The organism is Ruegeria sp. BHSC276 (genome assembly GCF_059612945.1).
On sequence record NZ_JBXWRP010000001.1, the window covers coordinates 495,943 to 514,696 of the forward strand.

The window sequence follows — 18,754 nt, forward strand, 5'->3', positions numbered from 1 at the left end:
GGTGGCCTCCGGCCTTGAAGTAGAAAGAGCCGCCCAACCTAGAGCCTGCCGCGCCGTTGTAAACCCTTTTGCGCTTTTCCCACTGGGGCAGTTGTGCAAACCTGCGCGCAATCACGGCGGAGGATCACATGGCAATCACGACCTGCGTTTTCGACGCATATGGCACCCTGTTCGACGTGACCGCCGCGGCGCGGCAGGCGGCAGCCGAGCCTGGCTTTGAAGCGTTGCAGGCCAAATGGCCCGAGCTTGCCAATCACTGGCGCCTGAAGCAGTTGCAATACACATGGCTGCGCGCCGTGGCCGACGCCCATGCCGATTTCTGGGACGTTACGCAGGACGGGCTTGACTGGGCGCTCGACGCGACCGGCCTTCAGGGCGACCCAAACCTGCGCCAGCGTCTGCTGGATCTGTATTGGGAGCTTCAGGCCTATCCCGAAGTACCCGCGATGCTGAAGGCCTTGAAATCCGGCGGTCTGCAGACCGCGATCCTGTCGAACGGCTCGCCACCGATGCTTGACGCCGCCGTCAGGTCGGCGGGCATCGGCGCGTTGCTGGACGATGTACTGTCGGTCGAAAGCGTCGGCGTGTTCAAACCCCATGCCAAGGTCTATGATCTTGTTCCCGCCCGGTTCGGTTGCGACCGGTCCGAAGTGCTGTTCGTCAGCTCGAACGGCTGGGACGCGGCCGGCGCCAGCGGATACGGCTTCGTCACGACCTGGGTGAACCGAGCGGGTGAGCCGATGGACCGGCTGCCTTGGACACCCGCCCATGTGCTGTCCGATCTAACGCGCATCCCCGAACTGGCGGGCCTGTGATGCCGCGTTTCACGACCACCGATGGACTGAACCTTTACTACGCGGACACCGGCAAGGGGCAGCCGCTTCTGTGCCTGGCCGGGCTGACCCGCAACAGTCTCGATTTCTCGTTCCTGGCACCGCATGTCGCCGATCTGCGCATGATCGCGCTGGATTATCGCGGCCGGGGGCAATCGGCCCACGACCCCGACTACCGCAACTATACCGTCGCGCACGAGGCGCAGGACGTAATCGCGTTGATGGACCATCTGGCCCTGGACCGGGCCAGCATCCTGGGTACCTCGCGCGGCGGGCTGATCGCCATGACGCTGGCAACCACCCATCCCGACCGTCTGGCCGCCGTGATTCTCAACGATGTCGGCCCGGTGATCGAGCCGCAGGGCATCGCCCGGATCATCGACTATGTGGGCCGCAAACCGGTGTCGAAAACGCTTGATCAGGCGGCAGCGGCCTTGAAACAGATGATGGAGCCGCAATTCCCCGACATTCCGCTTGCGGTCTGGCGCAAACAGGCCGCGTTCCAATACGAAGAAACCGACGACGGACTGGCCCTGCGCTATGACCCGGCCCTGCGCACCGCCTTGATGGAACAGATCGAAGCCGGCGAAACCCCGGACCTGTGGCCCCTGTTCGATGCCTTGCGCGCCGTGCCAACAGGCGTGATCCGCGGCGCCAACTCGGACCTTCTAAGCCGCGACACGGTCGATGCCATGCGCGCGCGCCATCCCGGCCTGATCACGGGCGACGTGCCCGATCGCGGCCATGTCCCGTTTTTGGACGAGCCACAATCCCTCGACATCATCCGCAAGACATTGGAACTGGCATGAGCACCATTGACCTGATCGAAGCCGCCGCCGACCGTCTGGCTGGCCATGTGCGCAAAACGCCGCTGTTGACCTCGCCCTTTCTGGACCAGATCGCGGGGCGCCGGGTGCTGGTGAAACCAGAATGCCTGCAGCACACTGGCAGCTTCAAGTTCCGCGGGGCCTGGTCGGCCATTTCCGTGCTGGACGACGCGGCCCGCAAACGCGGAGTTATTGCCTATTCCTCGGGCAATCATGCGCAAGGGGTAGCCCATGCCGCAACGCTGCATGGCACCAGGTCGATCATCGTGATGCCCGCAGACGCGCCCCGGCTGAAGATCGAGAACACCCGCGCTCTGGGGGCCGAGGTCGTGCTGTATGACCGCGCCTCCGAAAGCCGCGAGGATATCGGCGAGGCGCTGGCGGCCGAACGTGGCCTGACCCTGATCCGCCCCTATGACGAACCGCAGGTGATCGCCGGGCAAGGCACCGTCGGCCTGGAACTGGCGCAGCAAGCCCGCGATCTGGGTGTCGAGACTGCCGATGTTCTGGTATGCTGCGGCGGCGGGGGGCTGACTGCCGGCGTCGCCTTGGCGCTGGACCGCCACGCGCCCGGCCTGCGCGCCCGCCCCTGCGAGCCCGAGGGGTTCGACGATGTGAAACGCTCGCTGGCCGCAGGCAGCATCCAGGCGAATGCGGCCACCTCCGGCAATATCTGCGACGCGATCCTGACGCCGCAACCCGGAGAGATCACCTTTCCCATCCTCAACCGCCTGTGCGAGCCCGGTCTGGCGGTCTCCGAGGCCGAGGCGCTGCAGGCGATGGCCCAGGCCTTTCTGCGCCTGAAGATCGTGCTGGAACCCGGCGGTGCGGTTTCGCTGGCGGCGGCGCTGTTCCGAAAGGACGAGATCGCGGGCGATGCGGTGATCGTCGTGGCCTCGGGCGGGAATGTCGATCCGCAGGTCTTTGCCGGGGCATTGGAATTCCTGACCTGACAAGCGGTCGGGACAGATGCCATAAGGTGCGGCAAACGCTGCAGAAACCCAATAGAAGAAAAAGGTCGCCCAGATGCACATCGCGGATTTCGGAGAGGTCAAGCTGCACTATCGCGAGGACGGAACCCCTGACGGGGCACCCGTCGTCTTTGCAAACTCGCTGGGGACCGATATGCGCCTGTGGGACCCGATCCTGCCGTTGCTGCCCGACGGTCTGCGCATCATCCGCTATGACAAGCGCGGGCATGGATTGTCTTCGCAGCCGCCCGGCCCCTATTCGATGGGCGCTTTGGTGCGCGATGCCGAGCGATTGCTGGATCACCTTCAGGTCCGCGACTGTGTCTTTGTCGGACTGTCCATCGGTGGTATGATTGCACAGGGTCTGGCCGTGAAACGACTGGACCAGATCAGGGCGATGGTGCTGTCGAACACGGCAGCCAAGATTGGCACTCCGGCGATATGGGCCGACCGGATCGCGGCTGCGCGCAGAGGCGGGATCGAAGCCCTGGCCGACGCGACGATGGAGCGATGGTTTTCCAAGGCGTTCCGGTCCTCGCCGGACGTCCACCTGTGGCGCAACATGATGCTGCGGCAGCCGTTGGAAGGGTACCTGGGCTGCAGCGCCGCGATATCGGGAACCGATTTCTTCACGCCGACCAGCGGATTGCGCCTGCCGACGCTGGGCATCGCCGGGTCCGAGGATGGATCAACACCCCCGGACCTTGTGCGCGAAACGGTCGATCTGATCCCCGGCTCGCGGTTCGAGTTGATCCGCAAGGCCGGACACCTGCCCTGCGTCGAACGGCCCGGCGACTACGCGGCGCTGCTGTCGGATTTTCTGGCCGAAACCGGGCACGTCTGAGAAGGAGGAACCGGTGGCGAATTTTCTGTTGATCCACGGGTCGTGCCATGGCGCCTGGTGCTGGCGCGACCTGATCCCCAAACTCAGATCGCTGGGGCACAGCGCGCGCGCTATCGACCTGCCCAGCCACGGCGCGGACCCGACGCCGGTGTCGGCCGTCACCCTTGACGATTGCCGTGACGCGATACTTGCGGCGTCCACTCCCGACACCATCCTGGTCGGGCATTCCTGGGGCGGCTATCCGATCAGTGCCGCGGCCGACCATGCGCCCGACCGGATGCGGGCGCTGATATACCTGTGTGCCTACGTGCCCCGGCCCGGCCTTTCGATGATCGACATGCGCCGGCAGTCTCCGCGACAACTCATTGCGGATGCGGTTGAAAAATCGGCCGACGGCCTATCCTACACCGTCCTGCCGGAACGGGTGGAGGGCCTGTTCTATCATGACTGCGCGCCTGAAACGGTGCGCTATGCCCTTGCGCGGTTGTGCCCCCAGGCCATCCGCCCCCAGGACACGCCTTTGGACCTGAGCGGCGGTTTTGCCCGCGTTCCCAAGGCCTATATCCGCGCCACAGACGATCGGACCATTCCCCCGGAATACCAAGAGGACATGAGCCAGATCGCACCACCGGATCTGCGCCTATCCATCGACAGTTCGCACTCGCCCTTCTTTTCGCAACCCGGACATCTTGCACAGCAACTGAGCGGATTGGCCGCCCGGCTCTAGCGGTTGGGAAGTGACCGCACGTCACAAGCCGTTTGCCGCCGCAAACCACCCCGAGCGGGTTCATAGACCGGCATGGCCTCGCTAGGCTCGGCCCGAAAAATAACAGTTGGCACAGGCATGCGGCTTCCTTTTCTTTTTGCGTTCGGAACCGTGATGATCGATGCAATGGGCATCGGTTTGATCATGCCGATCATGCCGCAGCTGATCGTCGAGGTGCAGGGCGGGTCTCTGGCCTCGGCCGCTATCTGGGGCGGCATTCTCAGCACCGCCTTCGCGGCCATGCAATTCCTGTTCGGGCCGGTTCTGGGAAATCTGTCCGATGCCTATGGGCGCCGGGTCGTTCTGCTGGTGTCGCTGCTGATGATGGCGCTGGACTATGTCGTGATGGCGATTGCGGGCAGCATTTGGCTGCTGCTGGCCGGGCGCCTTCTGGGCGGCATCACGGCGGCCACGCATTCCACCGCCGCGGCTTTTATCGCCGACGTGTCGAAACCCCATGACAAGGCAGCCAATTTCGGGCTTTTGGGCGCGGCATTCGGGGTCGGATTCGTGCTGGGGCCGTTGATGGGCGGGCTGCTGGGCGAATATGGCACACGCGCACCTTTCTGGGCCGCCGCGGGGCTGTCGGTGCTGAATTTCTGCCTTGGATTTCTGGTCATGCCGGAAACGGTGACCGACAGAAACCGCCGCCCGTTCCAGTGGCGGCGCGCCCGGCCCGACAGCGCCCTGCGCGCGATTGCCGGCCTGCCCGGTATCAGGCCGCTGCTGTGGGTCTATTTCCTGTATTCGGTGTCGATCTATGTCTACCCGGCCATCTGGTCTTATTTCACGGTCGAGCGGTTCGGCTGGTCGACCCAGATGATCGGGCTGTCTCTGGCCGTTTACGGGCTGGGCATGGCTGCCGTTCAGGGCGGGCTGATCCGCCCGGCCACCCGGCATCTGGGCGAGCGCAGAACGATCCTGCTGGGCATGGTGTTCGAGATCGTCAGCTTTCTGCTGTTGGGCTTTCTGACCAATGGCACCATCGCCCTGATGCTGATCCCGATCACCGCCTTGGGCGCGATGGTCACCCCGGCGCTGCAGGCGCAGATGTCGCGCGCCACGCCGGATTCGCAACAGGGCGAGTTGCAAGGTGTGCTGGCCGCCCTGCACGCCTTGTCCATGATCCTTTCCCCACTGGTCATGACGGCAGTGTTTGCGCAGTTCGCCCGGCCCGATGCCGCGATCTATCTGCCGGGGGCGCCTTTCCTGCTGGCGATGGGCCTGATGCTGGCGGGCTTCGCGTTGTTTTTACGGGTCCGGGCTTCCGATATGTAACAACGACATGGGAATGACGTTTTCCGTCTTGCAGCCCACGGTTTCAAACGCCACCGTGACCCAAACCAAAAGAGGGATCCATGCAGACCATCAAAGCCGCCGTATGCCGCGCCTTCAACCAACCGCTTGTCATCGAAGACATCCAGATCGCGCCGCCCGGCATGGGCGAGGTCGAGGTCACGCTGGATGCGGTGGCAATCTGCCACTCCGACATCACCTATGCCAGCGGCGCGTGGGGCGGGTTTCTGCCCGCCGTCTACGGGCACGAGGCCGCTGGTGTGGTCTCGGCCGTCGGAGAAGCCAGCGGCGGATTCAAGGTTGGCGATTCGGTCGTGGTGACCCTGATCCGCGCTTGCGGGTCCTGCCCGTCCTGCGCCAGCGGCAAGCCGGTGATCTGCGAAACGCCCTATGACACGGTCAACGGGCCGCTGCGCACGGCGAACGGTGGGGCGCTGGAACAGGCGATGGCCTGTGGTGCCTTTGCCGAAAAAGTCGTGGTCAGCCATCGCCAGATTGTAAAGATCCCCGACGCGATGCCCAAGGACGTGGCCAGCCTGCTGTCCTGCGGGGTGATCACCGGCGTGGGGGCGGCGGTCAACGCCGCGCAGTTGCGCCCGGGTCAGGATGTCGTGGTCATCGGCGCGGGCGGGGTGGGCCTGAACGCCATCCAGGGCGCGCGGCTGGCCGGGGCCCGGCGGATCGTGGCCGTCGACATGACCGAAGAAAAGCTCGAGATCGCCAAGGAGTTCGGCGCCACGCACGGGGTTCTGGCCACGCTGAAAGAACCGTGGAAAGCGGCGTACAAAGCCCTGGGCGGTCGGGGGGCCGATGCGGTTCTGATCACCGTTGGGGCCATCCCCGCCTATGATCAGGCGCCTCGCTATTTGGGTCGTGGTGGCAAGGCGGTGATGATCGGCATGCCGCATTCCGGCGCGCAATCCAGCTATGAGCCGGTCATTCTGGCAGCACTGGGTCAGGGCATGGTCGGGTCGAAGATGGGCGACGTGGTGATCCAACGCGACATTCCGTGGATGATCGATCTGTATGAACAGGGGCGGCTGAAGCTGGACGAGCTGATCTCGGGTCGCTGGACGCTGGAACAGATCAACGAGGCCATCGAGGACACCAAGACCGGGTCGGCCAAGCGCAACGTCATCGTATTTGACCGGGGCTGACGGCCCCGGACCACCGGCGGGAGGAGACCGGATGAAACTACAGGATCTCGACATCATCGTGACCGCTCCGCCCGCGCCGGGCTGGGGCGGGCGCTATTGGATTCTGGTGAAGGTCACCACCGACACCGGCATCACGGGCTGGGGAGAATGTTATGCCTCCTCGGTCGGCCCCGAGGCGATGAAACACGTCATCCGTGACGTGTTCGACCGCCACATGGCCGGCGAAAACCCCGAGAATATCGAGCTGATGTTCCGCCGCGCCTATTCCAGCGGCTTCACCCAGCGCCCCGACCTGACTGTGATGGGGGCATTCTCGGGGCTGGAAATCGCGTGTTGGGACATTCTGGGCAAGGACCGGGACCGCCCGGTATACGCTCTGATCGGCGGCCGGATGAACGATCGCATCCGCGCCTACACCTATCTGTACCCGCTGCCGCAGCACAATCTGACCGATTTCTGGACCTCGCCCGAACAGGCCGGGGAAAGCGCCGCCGAAATGGTCCGGCGCGGCTTCACCGCGGTCAAGTTCGACCCGGCCGGTCCGTACACGATGCGCGGCGGGCATATGCCGGCCATGTCCGACATCTCGATGTCGGTGGCCTTCTGCAAGGCGATCCGCCAGGCCGTGGGCGACAAGGCCGACCTGCTGTTCGGCACCCATGGCCAGTTCAACACCGCGGGCGCCATCCGCCTTGGGCAGGCAATCGAACCTTACTCGCCGCTGTGGTTCGAAGAGCCCACCCCCCCGGACATGATCGAGGACATGGCCCGCGTCGCGCGCAATGTCCGCATTCCCGTGGCCACAGGCGAGCGGATGACCACCAAGGCCGAATTTGGCGCGGTCCTGCGCTCCGGTGCGGCCGAGATCCTGCAACCCGCTTTGGGGCGGGCTGGTGGCATCTGGGAGATGAAGAAGGTCGCCGCCATGGCCGAGGTCTTCAACGCGCAGATGGCGCCGCATCTCTATGCCGGGCCGGTGGAATGGGCCGCAAACATCCATCTCGCGGCCTCGATCCCGAACCTGCTGCTGTTGGAGACCATCGAAACGCCGTTTCATGACCGGCTGATTAAGGGCTCGATCCGGGTCGAGAACGGCTTTGTCGAACCGCCTTTGGCCCCTGGTCTGGGTATTGAGGTCGATGAGGATCTGGCCCGCGCCCATCCCTATTCCGGCGACGGTCTGCACCTGCAGATGCAGGAAGACCCCTGCGATTATGTCAACGGCAATGCCTTCCAAGGCGGCGCCCCTGCCACCGAGGGGTGACAAGGCCGGGCGGCTTGGTGCATACAGGCCCGGCCCGATCTTCAGCGCTGCAAGGTGTATCTTGACCCGTCCAGACACTGACCGAACATTTCAGCCCGCCAAACCAACGTTGGACATGGCCGCAAGCGCGACCCAAGCCGCCGCGTTCCTCAAGACCCTCGCCCATGAAGGGCGGCTGATGATCCTGTGCCACCTGAGCGCCGGCGAAAAGTCGGTGGGAGAGCTGGAGAAACTGCTGAATCTGCGCCAGGCCGCAGTCAGCCAGATGTTGGCGCGGCTGCGGGCTGAAGGGCTGGTTTCGACCAGACGCGAGGGCAAGGCGGTCTTTTATTCGCTTGCGGACGGGAACACGGCGCAGGTCATCGATCTGCTGTATTCGCTGTACTGCCAGCCGCAAAGCTGACCCGGATCAGCGCGAGACATACCCCGCGATCACCTGCATCAACTTGAACGCCGTCGCCGCGTCGTTTTCGACCACGGCCAGGAACTCTTCTTCGCCGATGCGCAGACAGGTCAAATCGGTTTCGGCCACCATGCTCAGCGCGCGGGGCTCCTTGCGGATCAGCCCCAATTCGCCGACCAGGGTGCCCGGCCCGACGCGGGTCACCAATTGGTCGGGGCCGCTCTCTTGCGGCAGGTACAATCCCGCCTCGCCCTCGATGATCATATAGGCCCCGTCGGTGGGCTGATCGTCTTTCAGGAAAACGACCTCTCCGGCGCTGGCGCGATACCATTGCGCCCCGAAGGCCAGCAGGCGCAACTGCCGCCGGTCCAACCCCGAAAACAACGGCGTCTGTTCAAGTGCGCGCAGCTTGCGGACCAGATCGGCCGAGGCTGCGCCTTCGCCTTCGGATTCGGATGCGATTTGATCTGACACGACCCGACCTTGCCGGATTTCGACATACATGTCGAACACGCCCGGAGTCTGGAACTGATCGTTCAGATAGATGATCGTGGTGTCGGGCAGCAGCGCCCGCAGGTTCCGGAACACCGCGATCTGAGTTTCCATGCCATAGCTGGCAAGCGCGTTTTCCAGGATCAGAATGTCGGGCTTCTTGATCGTGGCGCGGGTGAAGGCCAGCGGCTCGGACAGGGCCGCCGGCAGGTTCTGCCCGCCCAGCGCGACCGGGATGTCGTAGATCAGTTCGATCACCATCGGGCGCGCGCCGTTCTCGGCCAGCACATCGGCGACCAGTTTGCGCACCTCGTCCGAGCGGGCGCCGCCGATCTGGCTGACCTTGCCGAACAGCGCGTTCTCCAACACCGTCAGGCCCGGGGCGAATTGGTTGGGATCCAGCGGCGCGAATACGTCGTTCAGCCGCTCCATCAGCTTGTTCGAATGGCTGTGGCGCAATTCCAGAATGCGGTTCTTCAACTCGTCGGAAAAGGCCGGCCCGATCTGCTCGGCCGAGATCACGAACGGCACCGCCAGCAAGCTGGCCAGTTGCTCGTCATCCAGCCCGGCAGCCCCGGTCTCGCGCGTCCGCTCGACCAGTTCGACCGCCGCCTCGTAGGTTGCGGCCTCGAGCCCCAGTTTCCGGAACAGCGGGTGGTCGGTTCCATCCAGCCCGAAGATCTGCCGCAACATTTCGATCACGTCGCGCGTCAACGCCACCAGCGTCTCGTCCAGCCCCAGCTCTCGCAACTGACCTAGAAAAACGGTCTGCCGCGCCAGCAACTGCTGGGTCACCGGAACGCGCGGAACCGCAAACAACAGATTTTCGGCCACAGGCAGCGCCGGATTGTAGGACGCACGGTCAAACAGCAGCGCCTGCTGTTCAAGACCGGCCGTCCGAATGGCATCCTGCACCACCGGCCGCAGTTCGATCAATCGGGCGGCCAGTTCGGGGTGCAGGTCCTGATCGAACACCTGCTCGGCCCCGCGCTGAAACAGGGTCGGTCCCGAACCCATCCCCTCGATCAGCTGCAGCCACCAGTCCCGCAGGTCCTGGGTGGTTTCAAACCCGGCCAGCAACGGTTCGAGCCATTCGGCGTCGAGCGGATCGGGGCTGTTGCCAGCGCGCAGCGTTTCCTGAAAGTCCGGATCGTCGGGCGGTGGGGTCAACGGGCGCTGCCGCAGCGGTATCATCACGTTGTCGCCGATGGTTCCCTGAAACATCACCGGGCGCGAGGTCGCATGCCCGATCCGGGCGGCGATCACCGCCTGATGCAGGCCCGACAGATCCTGCCCGGCGACCTCGACCTTGCCCGATCCGGGCAGGATCTCGCGCGTGAGCAGATCGGCTAGCGCGCGGCGGTCTTCCTCGCTGGGGGCGGCGATGCCGATGGTCCGGCCGGCACCGAAGGTCAGGTTCAGATCGTCCAGAATCTGGTTCCCGTCCAGATCGCGCACCGTCACCTGATCCAGCACGATGTCGCCCTTCAGGTGCGGAACGTCCTCGGGCGTGCCCTCGAACAGCCTTTCATCCAACATTCCTTGGGGGGCAAAGCGTTCGATCACCACCTCCCACCGCAGCGACATGTCCTGGGTCTGGTTGTAGTAGGTCAACAGTTCCTTCCAGGGCGAGCTGAGATCCTTGTACGCGGCCAGGGCGGCCACCAGCGCCCCCAATGACACCGACCCCTGCAGCACCAACAGACCGCCCACCAGGTAGAACATGAACGGCGTCAATTGGGTGATGAAGTTGTTGATGAACTTCATGAAGAATTTCTTCTGGTAGATCTCGAACCGGATGCCGAACAATCGGCCCAGCTGCGCCGAGATCAACGCCAGACGATAGCGCCATCCGCCGTTCTGGCGCAGGGTGGCCGCGCCGGCCGCGTTTTCGCCGATCTGGGCGGCCAGAACGCGGACCTCTTGAATGCGACGCTTGTTGAGCAGGTTGATCTGCCGTTGCAGCCGCGGAATCAGCCAGGCCTGCACTGGTATCAGCGCCACAGCGGCCAGGCCGAACCAGACGCTTTGCAGGAACAGGAAGGACAGGATGGTCAGCATCTGCCCGGCCTGCAGAACCGGCTGGCTGATCGCGTCGCCCATCAGGCCGCCCATCGGCTCGCTTTCGGCGGTGATCATCGAAACCAGCTCGCCTTGGCTGACCCGTTCGAAATAGGGCTGCGGGAACCGCACCGCCCGCCGGATCAGCTGATAGCGGAACCGACGCAGCATGCGCTCGCTCAGAACGCCCTTCATGGTGTTGATGCGCATTTTCATCAAGCCATGCGCCAGGACGGCGGCCAAAAACGCAAAACAAAGAATGATTAGGAATGTCGTTTGTTCCAGGGCAAAGCCCCAGACATCGACCACCTCGCTCGAGGCGCCGATCGCATCGTTGATGATACGCTTGGGCAGTTCCAGCGTCAGATACAGCAGTGGGAAAAGGGTCGCCGTCACGGCCAACAGGATCAGCTGATCGCGTTTTGAGTACTTCCAGATAAACCCGAAAATCGAACGTTCTATGGCGCCTGCCCCTGCTGATGAACCAAATCTCAAAACTGGCAACGTTCGAATGAACAAAGCAGGCCGACGGTACAGCATTCGCAATCGGCGACGCAAACGGATTCAGGTGGCGGGAAACTAATTCGGCTTGTGTGAACTAGTTCATTTGCGAACGCGGGAATTTGCACCTAATCTGTGCTGGGGATGATATCGGGAGGGTTCATTTGCCTGCCACACTGGGCACAGTGCTGCTTTTGGTTGCGTTGCTTCAAGTCAAGCACATGTTTGCCGACTTCTATCTCCAGACCCCCAAGATGTTGTCGGGGCGCGGGGTATATCTCCATGCTGGGCGCGCCCAGCATGCGCTGGTGCATGTCATCGGCTCGGTCATCGTATTCGTGATCTTCGGCGCCCCATTGTCCTTCATTCTGATGATCGTGGCGCTGGAGTGGATCATCCACTTCAACATCGATTTCGCCAAGGCCAGCTATTCCGACAAAAAGCAGTTGCAACCGAACCAGGCGGCGTATTGGCGCGCGGCGGGGCTGGATCAGTTTTTACACAACCTGACCTATGTCGGTATGGCCTGGGCATGGGTCGAGTTCGTGCCCAGATGATCACAGCTCGACCGGCCGGTTGCGCTTGACCGGGCGCAGGACGACATTCGTCTGCGCGCTGGCAACTGCCGGCAATCGAAACAAGAAATTCTCGAGAAACTCATTGTAGGCAGCCAGATCCCGGCACAGGACCCGCAGGTGGTAATCGGCCTGGCCGGTGGTGGAATAGCACTCCTGCACTTCTTTGCATGTCTCGATCGCGCGGATGAATTCCACGATCCGGTCCGGGTCGTGGCGGGTCAGATGCACATGCACGATCGCCTCGAACGCCAACCCCATCGCGGCCGGGTTCACGACCGCGCCATAGCGTTCGATGACACCGGCCTCTTCCAGCGCGCGCACGCGCCGCCAAAGGGCCGAAGCCGACATGCCCACTGCATCCGCCAGATCGGCATTCGACATGCGACTGTTCTTCTGCAAAAGCGCCAGGATGCGGCGATCTCTGTCGTCCAGCTCCAACATGCGCCCAGATTATTTCAAAAATCGCATATTTGTGAACAAATTTTTCGGATAATACCTATTTTCTCGGAGAAATTGGAACGATTTTTCACACAGATCGGTCCAGAATTCTCGGGTTCAAAACTACGCGCGGACCCCAGCCATGAGCCACCACGACAGCGCACTTCGGACCTATCAACTTGCAGACCGCTATGAACAGACCACCGGCCGGGTATTCCTGACCGGCACGCAGGCGCTGGCACGCATCCTGATGGATCAGGCACGGCGCGACCGCGATGCCGGGCTGAACACGGGCGGGTTCGTCTCGGGCTATCGCGGCTCGCCCTTGGGCGGGCTGGATCTGGAACTGTGGCGCGCGCGCGAACGGCTGAAATCCGACAACATCACCTTCATGCCCGCCGTGAACGAAGATCTGGGCGCAACCGCCGTTCTGGGCGCGCAGCAGGCGACCCTGGACCCGCAGTGCGAATTCGAAGGCATCTTCTCGATGTGGTACGGCAAGGGGCCAGGCGTCGACCGCTCAGGCGACGCATTGAAACACGGCAACGCCTATGGCTCGGCCCCCAAGGGCGGCGTGCTGGTCGTGGCCGGCGACGACCATGGCTGCGTCAGCTCATCCATGCCACACCAGTCCGACGTGGCCTTCATGGCATGGTTCATGCCCACGCTGAACCCGGCCTCGGTCGAGGAGTATCTGGAATTCGGCGAATACGGCTTTGCTCTGTCGCGGTACTCCGGCACTTGGGTCGGGTTCAAGGCGATTTCGGAAACCGTCGAAAGCGCCCGTTCGGTCGAGCTGCACCCCGACCGACAGTTCATCCTGCCCGAGATCGACCTGCCCCCCGGCGGGTTGCATGTGCGCTCGGCTGACCTGCCCTCCCCCGAGATCGAGACCCGCATCCAGCATAAGCTGCGCGCCGTGCGCGCCTTTGCCGAGGCCAACCCGATCGACCGGCGCGTCTATGACATCGACAACGCCAAGTTCGGCTTTGTCACCACTGGCAAGGCGCATTTGGACCTGATGGAGGCCTTGCGCCTGCTGGGACTGGACGAGACCGCCTGCCGCCGTCTGGGCATCGACATCTACAAGGTCGGCATGGTCTGGCCGCTGGCGCGGCGCAACGCGCTGCGCTTCGTGAAGGGCAAGGCCGAGGTGCTGGTCGTCGAAGAAAAGCGCGGCATCATCGAAAGCCAGTTCAAGGAATATTTCTATGACTGGCCGGGCGACAAGCCGCACAAGATGGTGGGCAAATACGACAGCCACGGCGAACCGCTGATCCCCTGGACGGGCGAGTTGAACCCGCTGATGCTGGTCCCGATCGTGGCGGCCCGGCTGGACAAGTTCTTCCCCGAAGAAGGCCTGCCCGCCAAAGCCAAGGCGCTGACCGAACGGCCGCCGCAACTGATCAACGTGCCCGGCGCGACCCGCACGCCCTATTTCTGCTCGGGCTGTCCGCACAACACCTCGACCAAGGTGCCCGAGGGCTCGATGGCGGCCAGCGGCATCGGCTGCCACGTCATGGCCTCGTGGATGGATCGCCACACCGTCGGCTATGCCCAGATGGGCGGCGAAGGTGTGCCGCATGTGGTGGCGTCCAAGTTCAACGGCGGCAAGCACATCTTCCAAAACCTCGGTGAGGGCACCTGGTATCACTCGGGCTCGCTGGCGATCCGGCAGGCGGTCGCGGCCGGGACCAACATCACCTACAAGATCCTCTACAACGACGCCGTGGCCATGACCGGTGGTCAGCCGGTGGACGGGCCGGTCAGCGTGGCCGGCATCGCCCAGACCTGCCGCGCCGAGGGCGTCGAGCGGATCGCTATCGTGTCTGACGACATCTCGAAGTTCCACCACGCGGATTTCCCGTCGGAAACCACGTTCCACGACCGGGCAGAACTGGACACGCTGCAACGCGAACTACGCGAGACGCCGGGCGTCACCGTCCTGATCTACGAACAGACCTGCGCCACCGAAAAGCGCCGCCGCCGCAAGCGCGGCACGATGGAGGACCCCCAGCGGTTCGTCTGGATCAACGACCTGGTCTGCGAAGGCTGTGGCGACTGCTCGGTCGAATCCAACTGCCTGAGCGTCGAGCCGCGCGAAACCCCGCTCGGCCGCAAGCGCAAGATCAATTTGAGCTCGTGCAACAAGGACTTCTCGTGTCTCAACGGATTCTGCCCCAGCTTCGTGACCATCGAAGGCGGCGAACGCCGCAAACGCATGGCAAAGCTGGATCTGGCAAAACTCGAGGACGGGCTCCCCGACCCTACCCTGCCCCGCCTGGACAAACCGTTCGAGCTGCTGGTCACCGGCGTGGGCGGCACAGGCGTGGTGACAGTTGGTGCGCTGATCACGATGGCGGCCCATCTCGAGGGGAAAGGCGCCTCGGTCCTGGATTTCACAGGCTTTGCTCAGAAATTCGGAACCGTTCTCAGCTATATCCGTTTGGGAGACACTCCAAACGCGCTGAACCAGGTCCGCATTGATCAGGGCGCGGCCGATGCGGTGATTGGTTGCGACGTCGTCGTCAGTTCGGCCCCCAAAGCCTCGGCGCATTACCGCAAGGGTACGCGCGTGGTCCTGAACCGGGCGGAAATGCCGACCGGCGATATCGTTCTGCGCCGCGACGCTCAGTTGCAGGTAAAAGCCCGTGAACAGGCAATTCAGAACGTGGTTGGGGCGGAAAACCTGTTCGGTTTCGACGCCAACGCGGTGGCGGAAAACCTGCTGGGTGATGCCGTGTTTGCCAATGTGATCATGCTGGGTTTTGCGTGGCAGCACGGTCTTGTGCCGGTATCGCATGTCGCGCTGGGTCAGGCGATCCTGCTGAACGGTGTCGCTGTCGAGAAGAACCGTCTGGCTTTTGCAATCGGGCGCAACATGGCGGTTCGTTCGGACGTTCTGGCGCTGCCTTCCGACGACGTTGGTTCGGACGAAACACTGGATCAGATAATTGCGCGCCGCACTGCCTACCTGACCGAGTATCAAAATGCAAAATACGCGCAGGCCTATGCCGATCGTATCGCCGCCCTCCGCTCGGCGCTGCCGCAGGCTGACGAGACCCTGTTGCGTAGCGTCGCCCGCAACCTGTTCCGCTTCATGGCCTACAAGGATGAGTTCGAAGTCGCGCGGCTGATGACTTCGGACCATTTCGCCCAGGACCTAGCCAACCAGTTCGAGGGCGATTTTGCGGTCCGCTTTCACATGGCTCCGCCCCTGCTGAGCCGCAAAACGGACGCACGGGGCCGACCGCTGAAAAAGGCGTTCGGACCTTGGATGCAGCCGGTTCTGCGGGGCCTGTCAAAGATGCGGGCGCTGCGCGGAACAGCTCTCAATCCGTTTGGCTATCACGCCGAAGCGCGCCTCCACCGCGATCTGCTGAATTGGTATCAGGGGCTGTTGGACCGCTTTGTGGCCGAGTACGGCGATCGGGATGCCGAAACGTGGCAAAGCATCCTGGCCTGCGCTGACGAGATCCGCGGTTATGGCCCGGTTCGGATACAAGCGGCCGAGACTGCCAGACGAAAGGTCGAAGACTTGTTGCGCGCGCCGCGCGCTCAGGCCGCCTGATCCAGCACCGAGGCCTTGTAAGCCGCGAGCCAAGCCGCATCCAGCCGGTCGACAACGGCTGGATCGAACCGGTCTTCGACCTCCCAATACCGGCCGGATGGCACCACGTAACCGACCTCACACTCGGCCTGCAGCAGAGCATCGACGTGTTCGGTGCTCGGCAGGGCCTCGGGGATCACTTCTGTATGCGAAACGGATGGATAGACCAGCCGGCTGGGTCCGGAGGACAACCGCACCACATAGCAATCCTGACGCGCCGCCAGCAGCGCCAGCCGTGCCGATTTCGCCTCGAGCGAGCGCAAGGTGACGTCGGCGCGCAAGGGATCGGCCGTTCCCTGGCCGTAGAAATGGGTATTGCCCGAGCGCGGATAGACCATGTCGCAGCCAAAGTAGGCCAGTACCGATGGTTTGAGATCGCCCAGCGCCCAGTACCCGGCGGTAAAGGCCATGGTGCCACCGGCATAGACGAAGCCGCCATACGCGTTCTGGATCGGGACATAATCCTGCGCCGTCACGATGCGCTGCGTCGCTGTCAGACAGTCGGGGCGGTTCTCGGCCGGAAAATCCTCGGGATGGATCAGGAAATCCCAATCTTCGCGGATGCGCCAGGCGTTGTTGATGGCCACGATATGAGTGAACGCCCCGCGCGCCCAATCCCGCGCCGCCAGTGCTGCGGGCGCACTTCCCAAGATAAGAACTCTGGTGTCATTCTCCGCCATCGAACACGCCCTCTCTCAGTGTTTCCCGAGAGCTAGCGCATTTGTCCGGCATGGCTAGCCAAGGACCGAAAAGCTGCTTTCATCGTTGATGGGCCGCTTGCGGGAATAGAAACCCACGTCGATGGTACGTTTGATATAGGGCAGCTCGAATTGCAGGGGCTGGGCGTCGTGATCCGCACCGCCCTCACAATACTCCACCAGCGCGGCCATCATCTTGCCTGCGATCGGCGCGTTCTTGTACTGGTTCCCGCTGGTGCCGCAGGCCATGTAAAAGCCCGGCAGGCTGGATTTGTCATAGATCGGGATCCAGTCGGTCGAGGCGTCATAAAGATCCACGACCCCCCGCATCCGCGAGGGGATGCCCAGGTTGGGAACGCGCTGCGCGTATCGCATCGCCTGCGTCGTCCACTGGTCCGTGAAGTCGTGGTTGTAGTGCACATCGTCCTCGCACCACTGATGCGGGTCGCAGTCCGGGTCCTCGGATCCGATCAGGATGTGGTTGCCGTGTTCCGGCCTACAGTAGCAGGCGATATCGCTGTCCGATACGATGGTTCCCTGACGCTCGAAATCGAACCCTTCGGGCGCCGGAACATGTACCACCTCCTGCCGCAGCGGGCGGGTTTCGATGGTCATGTCGTCCAGCACACCCGCCATGCGGTTGATGATCGACGATCCCGGCCCGGCCACGTTGATCACCACGGGCGCGTGAATCTCTTCGCCCGAGGCCAGCCGGACGCCTTTGACCCTGCCACCTTCCTGCAAGATTTCCACGACCTCGACCCCGGTCCGTACCTGCGCGCCGTGTTGCTTGGCAGCATCCAGAAGGTTCTGCGCCGACAAGGCCGGGTCGGTTACATAACCCGCCTTAGGCCAAAATACCCCGCCGCCCATCCGCGCCCCGTTCGGCTGGCCGAATTCCGGGTCGTCCATCCGCTTGGCCGGGGCAAAACTTTCAAGAGAGTAGATCGGCAGGCGGTCGAGAATCTGTTCGGCTGACCATTCTTCGAAGGGGCAATCCAACTCGGCGCTGTATTTCTTGTGTTTTTCCAAGTGGCCGTTGGCCTCGGCCTTCATGACCAGGCACCCGGTCTCGCGGAACTGCGCCAGATCGGCCCCGTCGGGCAGGCCCAGATAGTCGGCCCAGTCGCGCCAGTAGTGATAGCCCTCCCACGCAAAGGCGGTGCCGTCGAAGGTGGAATAGTGCATCCGGATGATCGCGCAGGACCCGGCGGTCGAGCCATGCCCCACCTGCGCGTTGCGGTCCAGCGAGAGGGTCTTCCACCCGGCCTTGGCCATCTCGAACGCGATGGCCGCGCCGATCACGCCGGTTCCGATGATGATTGCGTCAGGCTGGCTCATGGCTTGATCCTCCCTCCCAGCAGCGCTTGGCATATGCGCTGAATTCCTCGATTTCCTCGGGCCTCGGTTCGACCCCGGTAAAGACGTACAGGTAATGCGGCACCAACGACAGGCGCGTCGCCAATGGCTCGTTCAACTGGGCCAGATCATAGCCGATCTGCATGTAGTACAGCACGCGCGCGCGGGTCTCGGCCTCGACCGCCTCATAGCCATAGCGGGCAAACATGGCGCGCAGCGCGGCCAAGCGGCGGGCATCGGACTGGTCCAGCATCCGCCGCACCTTGCCCGACCGCCGCGCCCAGTCGCGCACGGCAAAATCCAGCGCCGTGTCGAACAAGGCGGTGTTGACCACGCAGCGATGCACATTGCAGACGGCGGCGGTGATGGTCTCGGCCGGGGCTTCGGCCTGCGCGATCAGGGCGGCGGTGTTGGTGGCCTGCCAGCGATCCAGCAGCGCATCCAGCAGGTGCTGCCGGGACTTGAAGTACCAGTAGAACGAGGACCGCGACACCGCCATGCGGTCAGCCAGGTTCAGCACCTTGACCTGCTCGACCCCGTCCGAGATCAAGACATCCATCGCAACGTTCAACCAGTCATCGCGCGTGACCTTGACGTTGCCGACAAGCGGCTCGGCCTTGGGGTCGTCACGATGCAGGATGGGTTTGCTGTTCATC

Annotated in this window: 16 protein-coding genes; 11 read left to right on the plus strand and 5 right to left on the minus strand. The window is 63.4% G+C overall.

The features are described from left to right. The first annotated feature begins 128 nt into the window (after positions 1 to 128). From AC2FMD_RS02460 to AC2FMD_RS02500, 9 genes are all read left to right on the plus strand, one after another. Complete coding sequence (locus tag AC2FMD_RS02460) at positions 129 to 815, plus strand: haloacid dehalogenase type II (RefSeq protein WP_496682540.1); 687 nt, start codon at positions 129 to 131, stop codon at positions 813 to 815. Continuing rightward, positions 815 to 1,642 carry an alpha/beta fold hydrolase gene (locus AC2FMD_RS02465; protein ID WP_496743106.1) on the plus strand — a complete coding sequence of 276 codons (828 nt, stop codon included), beginning with the start codon at positions 815 to 817 and terminating at the stop codon, positions 1,640 to 1,642. The genes AC2FMD_RS02460 and AC2FMD_RS02465 overlap by 1 nt, the downstream gene beginning before the upstream one ends. Beyond that, positions 1,639 to 2,613, plus strand: a complete 975-nt coding sequence (locus AC2FMD_RS02470; protein ID WP_496711819.1) for a threonine ammonia-lyase — start codon at positions 1,639 to 1,641, stop codon at positions 2,611 to 2,613. Before AC2FMD_RS02465 ends, AC2FMD_RS02470 begins: the two co-directional genes overlap by 4 nt. A gap of 73 nt (positions 2,614 to 2,686) precedes the next feature. Further along, positions 2,687 to 3,475 (plus strand): 3-oxoadipate enol-lactonase, encoded by a 789-nt coding sequence (gene pcaD, locus AC2FMD_RS02475; protein WP_496743105.1) that lies wholly within the window; start codon positions 2,687 to 2,689, stop codon positions 3,473 to 3,475. Positions 3,476 to 3,488: 13 nt separating this feature from the next. Then, positions 3,489 to 4,202: an alpha/beta fold hydrolase gene (locus AC2FMD_RS02480; RefSeq protein ID WP_496743104.1), complete on the plus strand. Its 714-nt coding sequence runs from the start codon at positions 3,489 to 3,491 to the stop codon at positions 4,200 to 4,202. 117 nt (positions 4,203 to 4,319) lie between these two features. Next, the gene (locus tag AC2FMD_RS02485) at positions 4,320 to 5,519 is read left to right on the plus strand and encodes a TCR/Tet family MFS transporter (protein WP_496711821.1); all 1,200 of its coding nucleotides are present in this window, start codon (positions 4,320 to 4,322) and stop codon (positions 5,517 to 5,519) included. Positions 5,520 to 5,599: 80 nt separating this feature from the next. Beyond that, complete coding sequence (locus AC2FMD_RS02490; protein WP_496682530.1) at positions 5,600 to 6,694, plus strand: Zn-dependent alcohol dehydrogenase; 1,095 nt, start codon at positions 5,600 to 5,602, stop codon at positions 6,692 to 6,694. A 31-nt stretch (positions 6,695 to 6,725) separates the two neighbouring features. Next, positions 6,726 to 7,958 carry a mandelate racemase/muconate lactonizing enzyme family protein gene (locus AC2FMD_RS02495; protein WP_496682528.1) on the plus strand — a complete coding sequence of 411 codons (1,233 nt, stop codon included), beginning with the start codon at positions 6,726 to 6,728 and terminating at the stop codon, positions 7,956 to 7,958. 115 nt (positions 7,959 to 8,073) lie between these two features. After that, positions 8,074 to 8,361, plus strand: coding sequence for an ArsR/SmtB family transcription factor (locus tag AC2FMD_RS02500; RefSeq protein ID WP_496743102.1), 288 nt, complete (start codon positions 8,074 to 8,076; stop codon positions 8,359 to 8,361). A 6-nt stretch (positions 8,362 to 8,367) separates the two neighbouring features. Here the strand turns inward: AC2FMD_RS02500 and AC2FMD_RS02505 are convergent, their stop codons facing one another. Further along, on the minus strand, positions 8,368 to 11,454 hold the full coding sequence (locus tag AC2FMD_RS02505) for a cyclic nucleotide-binding domain-containing protein (RefSeq protein ID WP_496794616.1): 3,087 nt from the start codon (positions 11,452 to 11,454) through the stop codon (positions 8,368 to 8,370). 125 nt (positions 11,455 to 11,579) lie between these two features. Between AC2FMD_RS02505 and AC2FMD_RS02510 the strand changes: the two genes are divergently transcribed. Then, positions 11,580 to 11,972, plus strand: coding sequence for a DUF3307 domain-containing protein (locus tag AC2FMD_RS02510; RefSeq protein WP_496682524.1), 393 nt, complete (start codon positions 11,580 to 11,582; stop codon positions 11,970 to 11,972). On the opposite strand, the gene AC2FMD_RS02515 is transcribed toward AC2FMD_RS02510, so the two are convergent. Next, positions 11,973 to 12,434, minus strand: a complete 462-nt coding sequence (locus AC2FMD_RS02515; RefSeq protein WP_496682521.1) for an Lrp/AsnC family transcriptional regulator — start codon at positions 12,432 to 12,434, stop codon at positions 11,973 to 11,975. 139 nt (positions 12,435 to 12,573) lie between these two features. Here AC2FMD_RS02515 and AC2FMD_RS02520 point away from each other — a divergent pair, with 139 nt between their 5' ends. After that, a complete protein-coding gene (locus AC2FMD_RS02520) occupies positions 12,574 to 16,002 on the plus strand; it encodes an indolepyruvate ferredoxin oxidoreductase family protein (RefSeq protein ID WP_496794617.1) in 3,429 nt (1,142 codons plus the stop codon). Here AC2FMD_RS02520 and AC2FMD_RS02525 read toward each other — a convergent pair. The 3 genes from AC2FMD_RS02525 to AC2FMD_RS02535 are packed head-to-tail and all read right to left on the minus strand — an operon-like array spanning position 15,990 to position 18,753. Beyond that, positions 15,990 to 16,721 (minus strand): hypothetical protein, encoded by a 732-nt coding sequence (locus AC2FMD_RS02525; protein WP_496794618.1) that lies wholly within the window; start codon positions 16,719 to 16,721, stop codon positions 15,990 to 15,992. The two genes, AC2FMD_RS02520 and AC2FMD_RS02525, sit on opposite strands and share 13 nt — an antisense overlap. Before the next feature lie 54 nt (positions 16,722 to 16,775). Beyond that, the gene (locus tag AC2FMD_RS02530) at positions 16,776 to 18,080 is read right to left on the minus strand and encodes an NAD(P)/FAD-dependent oxidoreductase (RefSeq protein WP_496794619.1); all 1,305 of its coding nucleotides are present in this window, start codon (positions 18,078 to 18,080) and stop codon (positions 16,776 to 16,778) included. Continuing rightward, a complete protein-coding gene (locus AC2FMD_RS02535; RefSeq protein WP_496711830.1) occupies positions 18,067 to 18,753 on the minus strand; it encodes a TetR/AcrR family transcriptional regulator in 687 nt (228 codons plus the stop codon). The genes AC2FMD_RS02530 and AC2FMD_RS02535 overlap by 14 nt, the downstream gene beginning before the upstream one ends. Position 18,754: the final 1 nt, after the last annotated feature.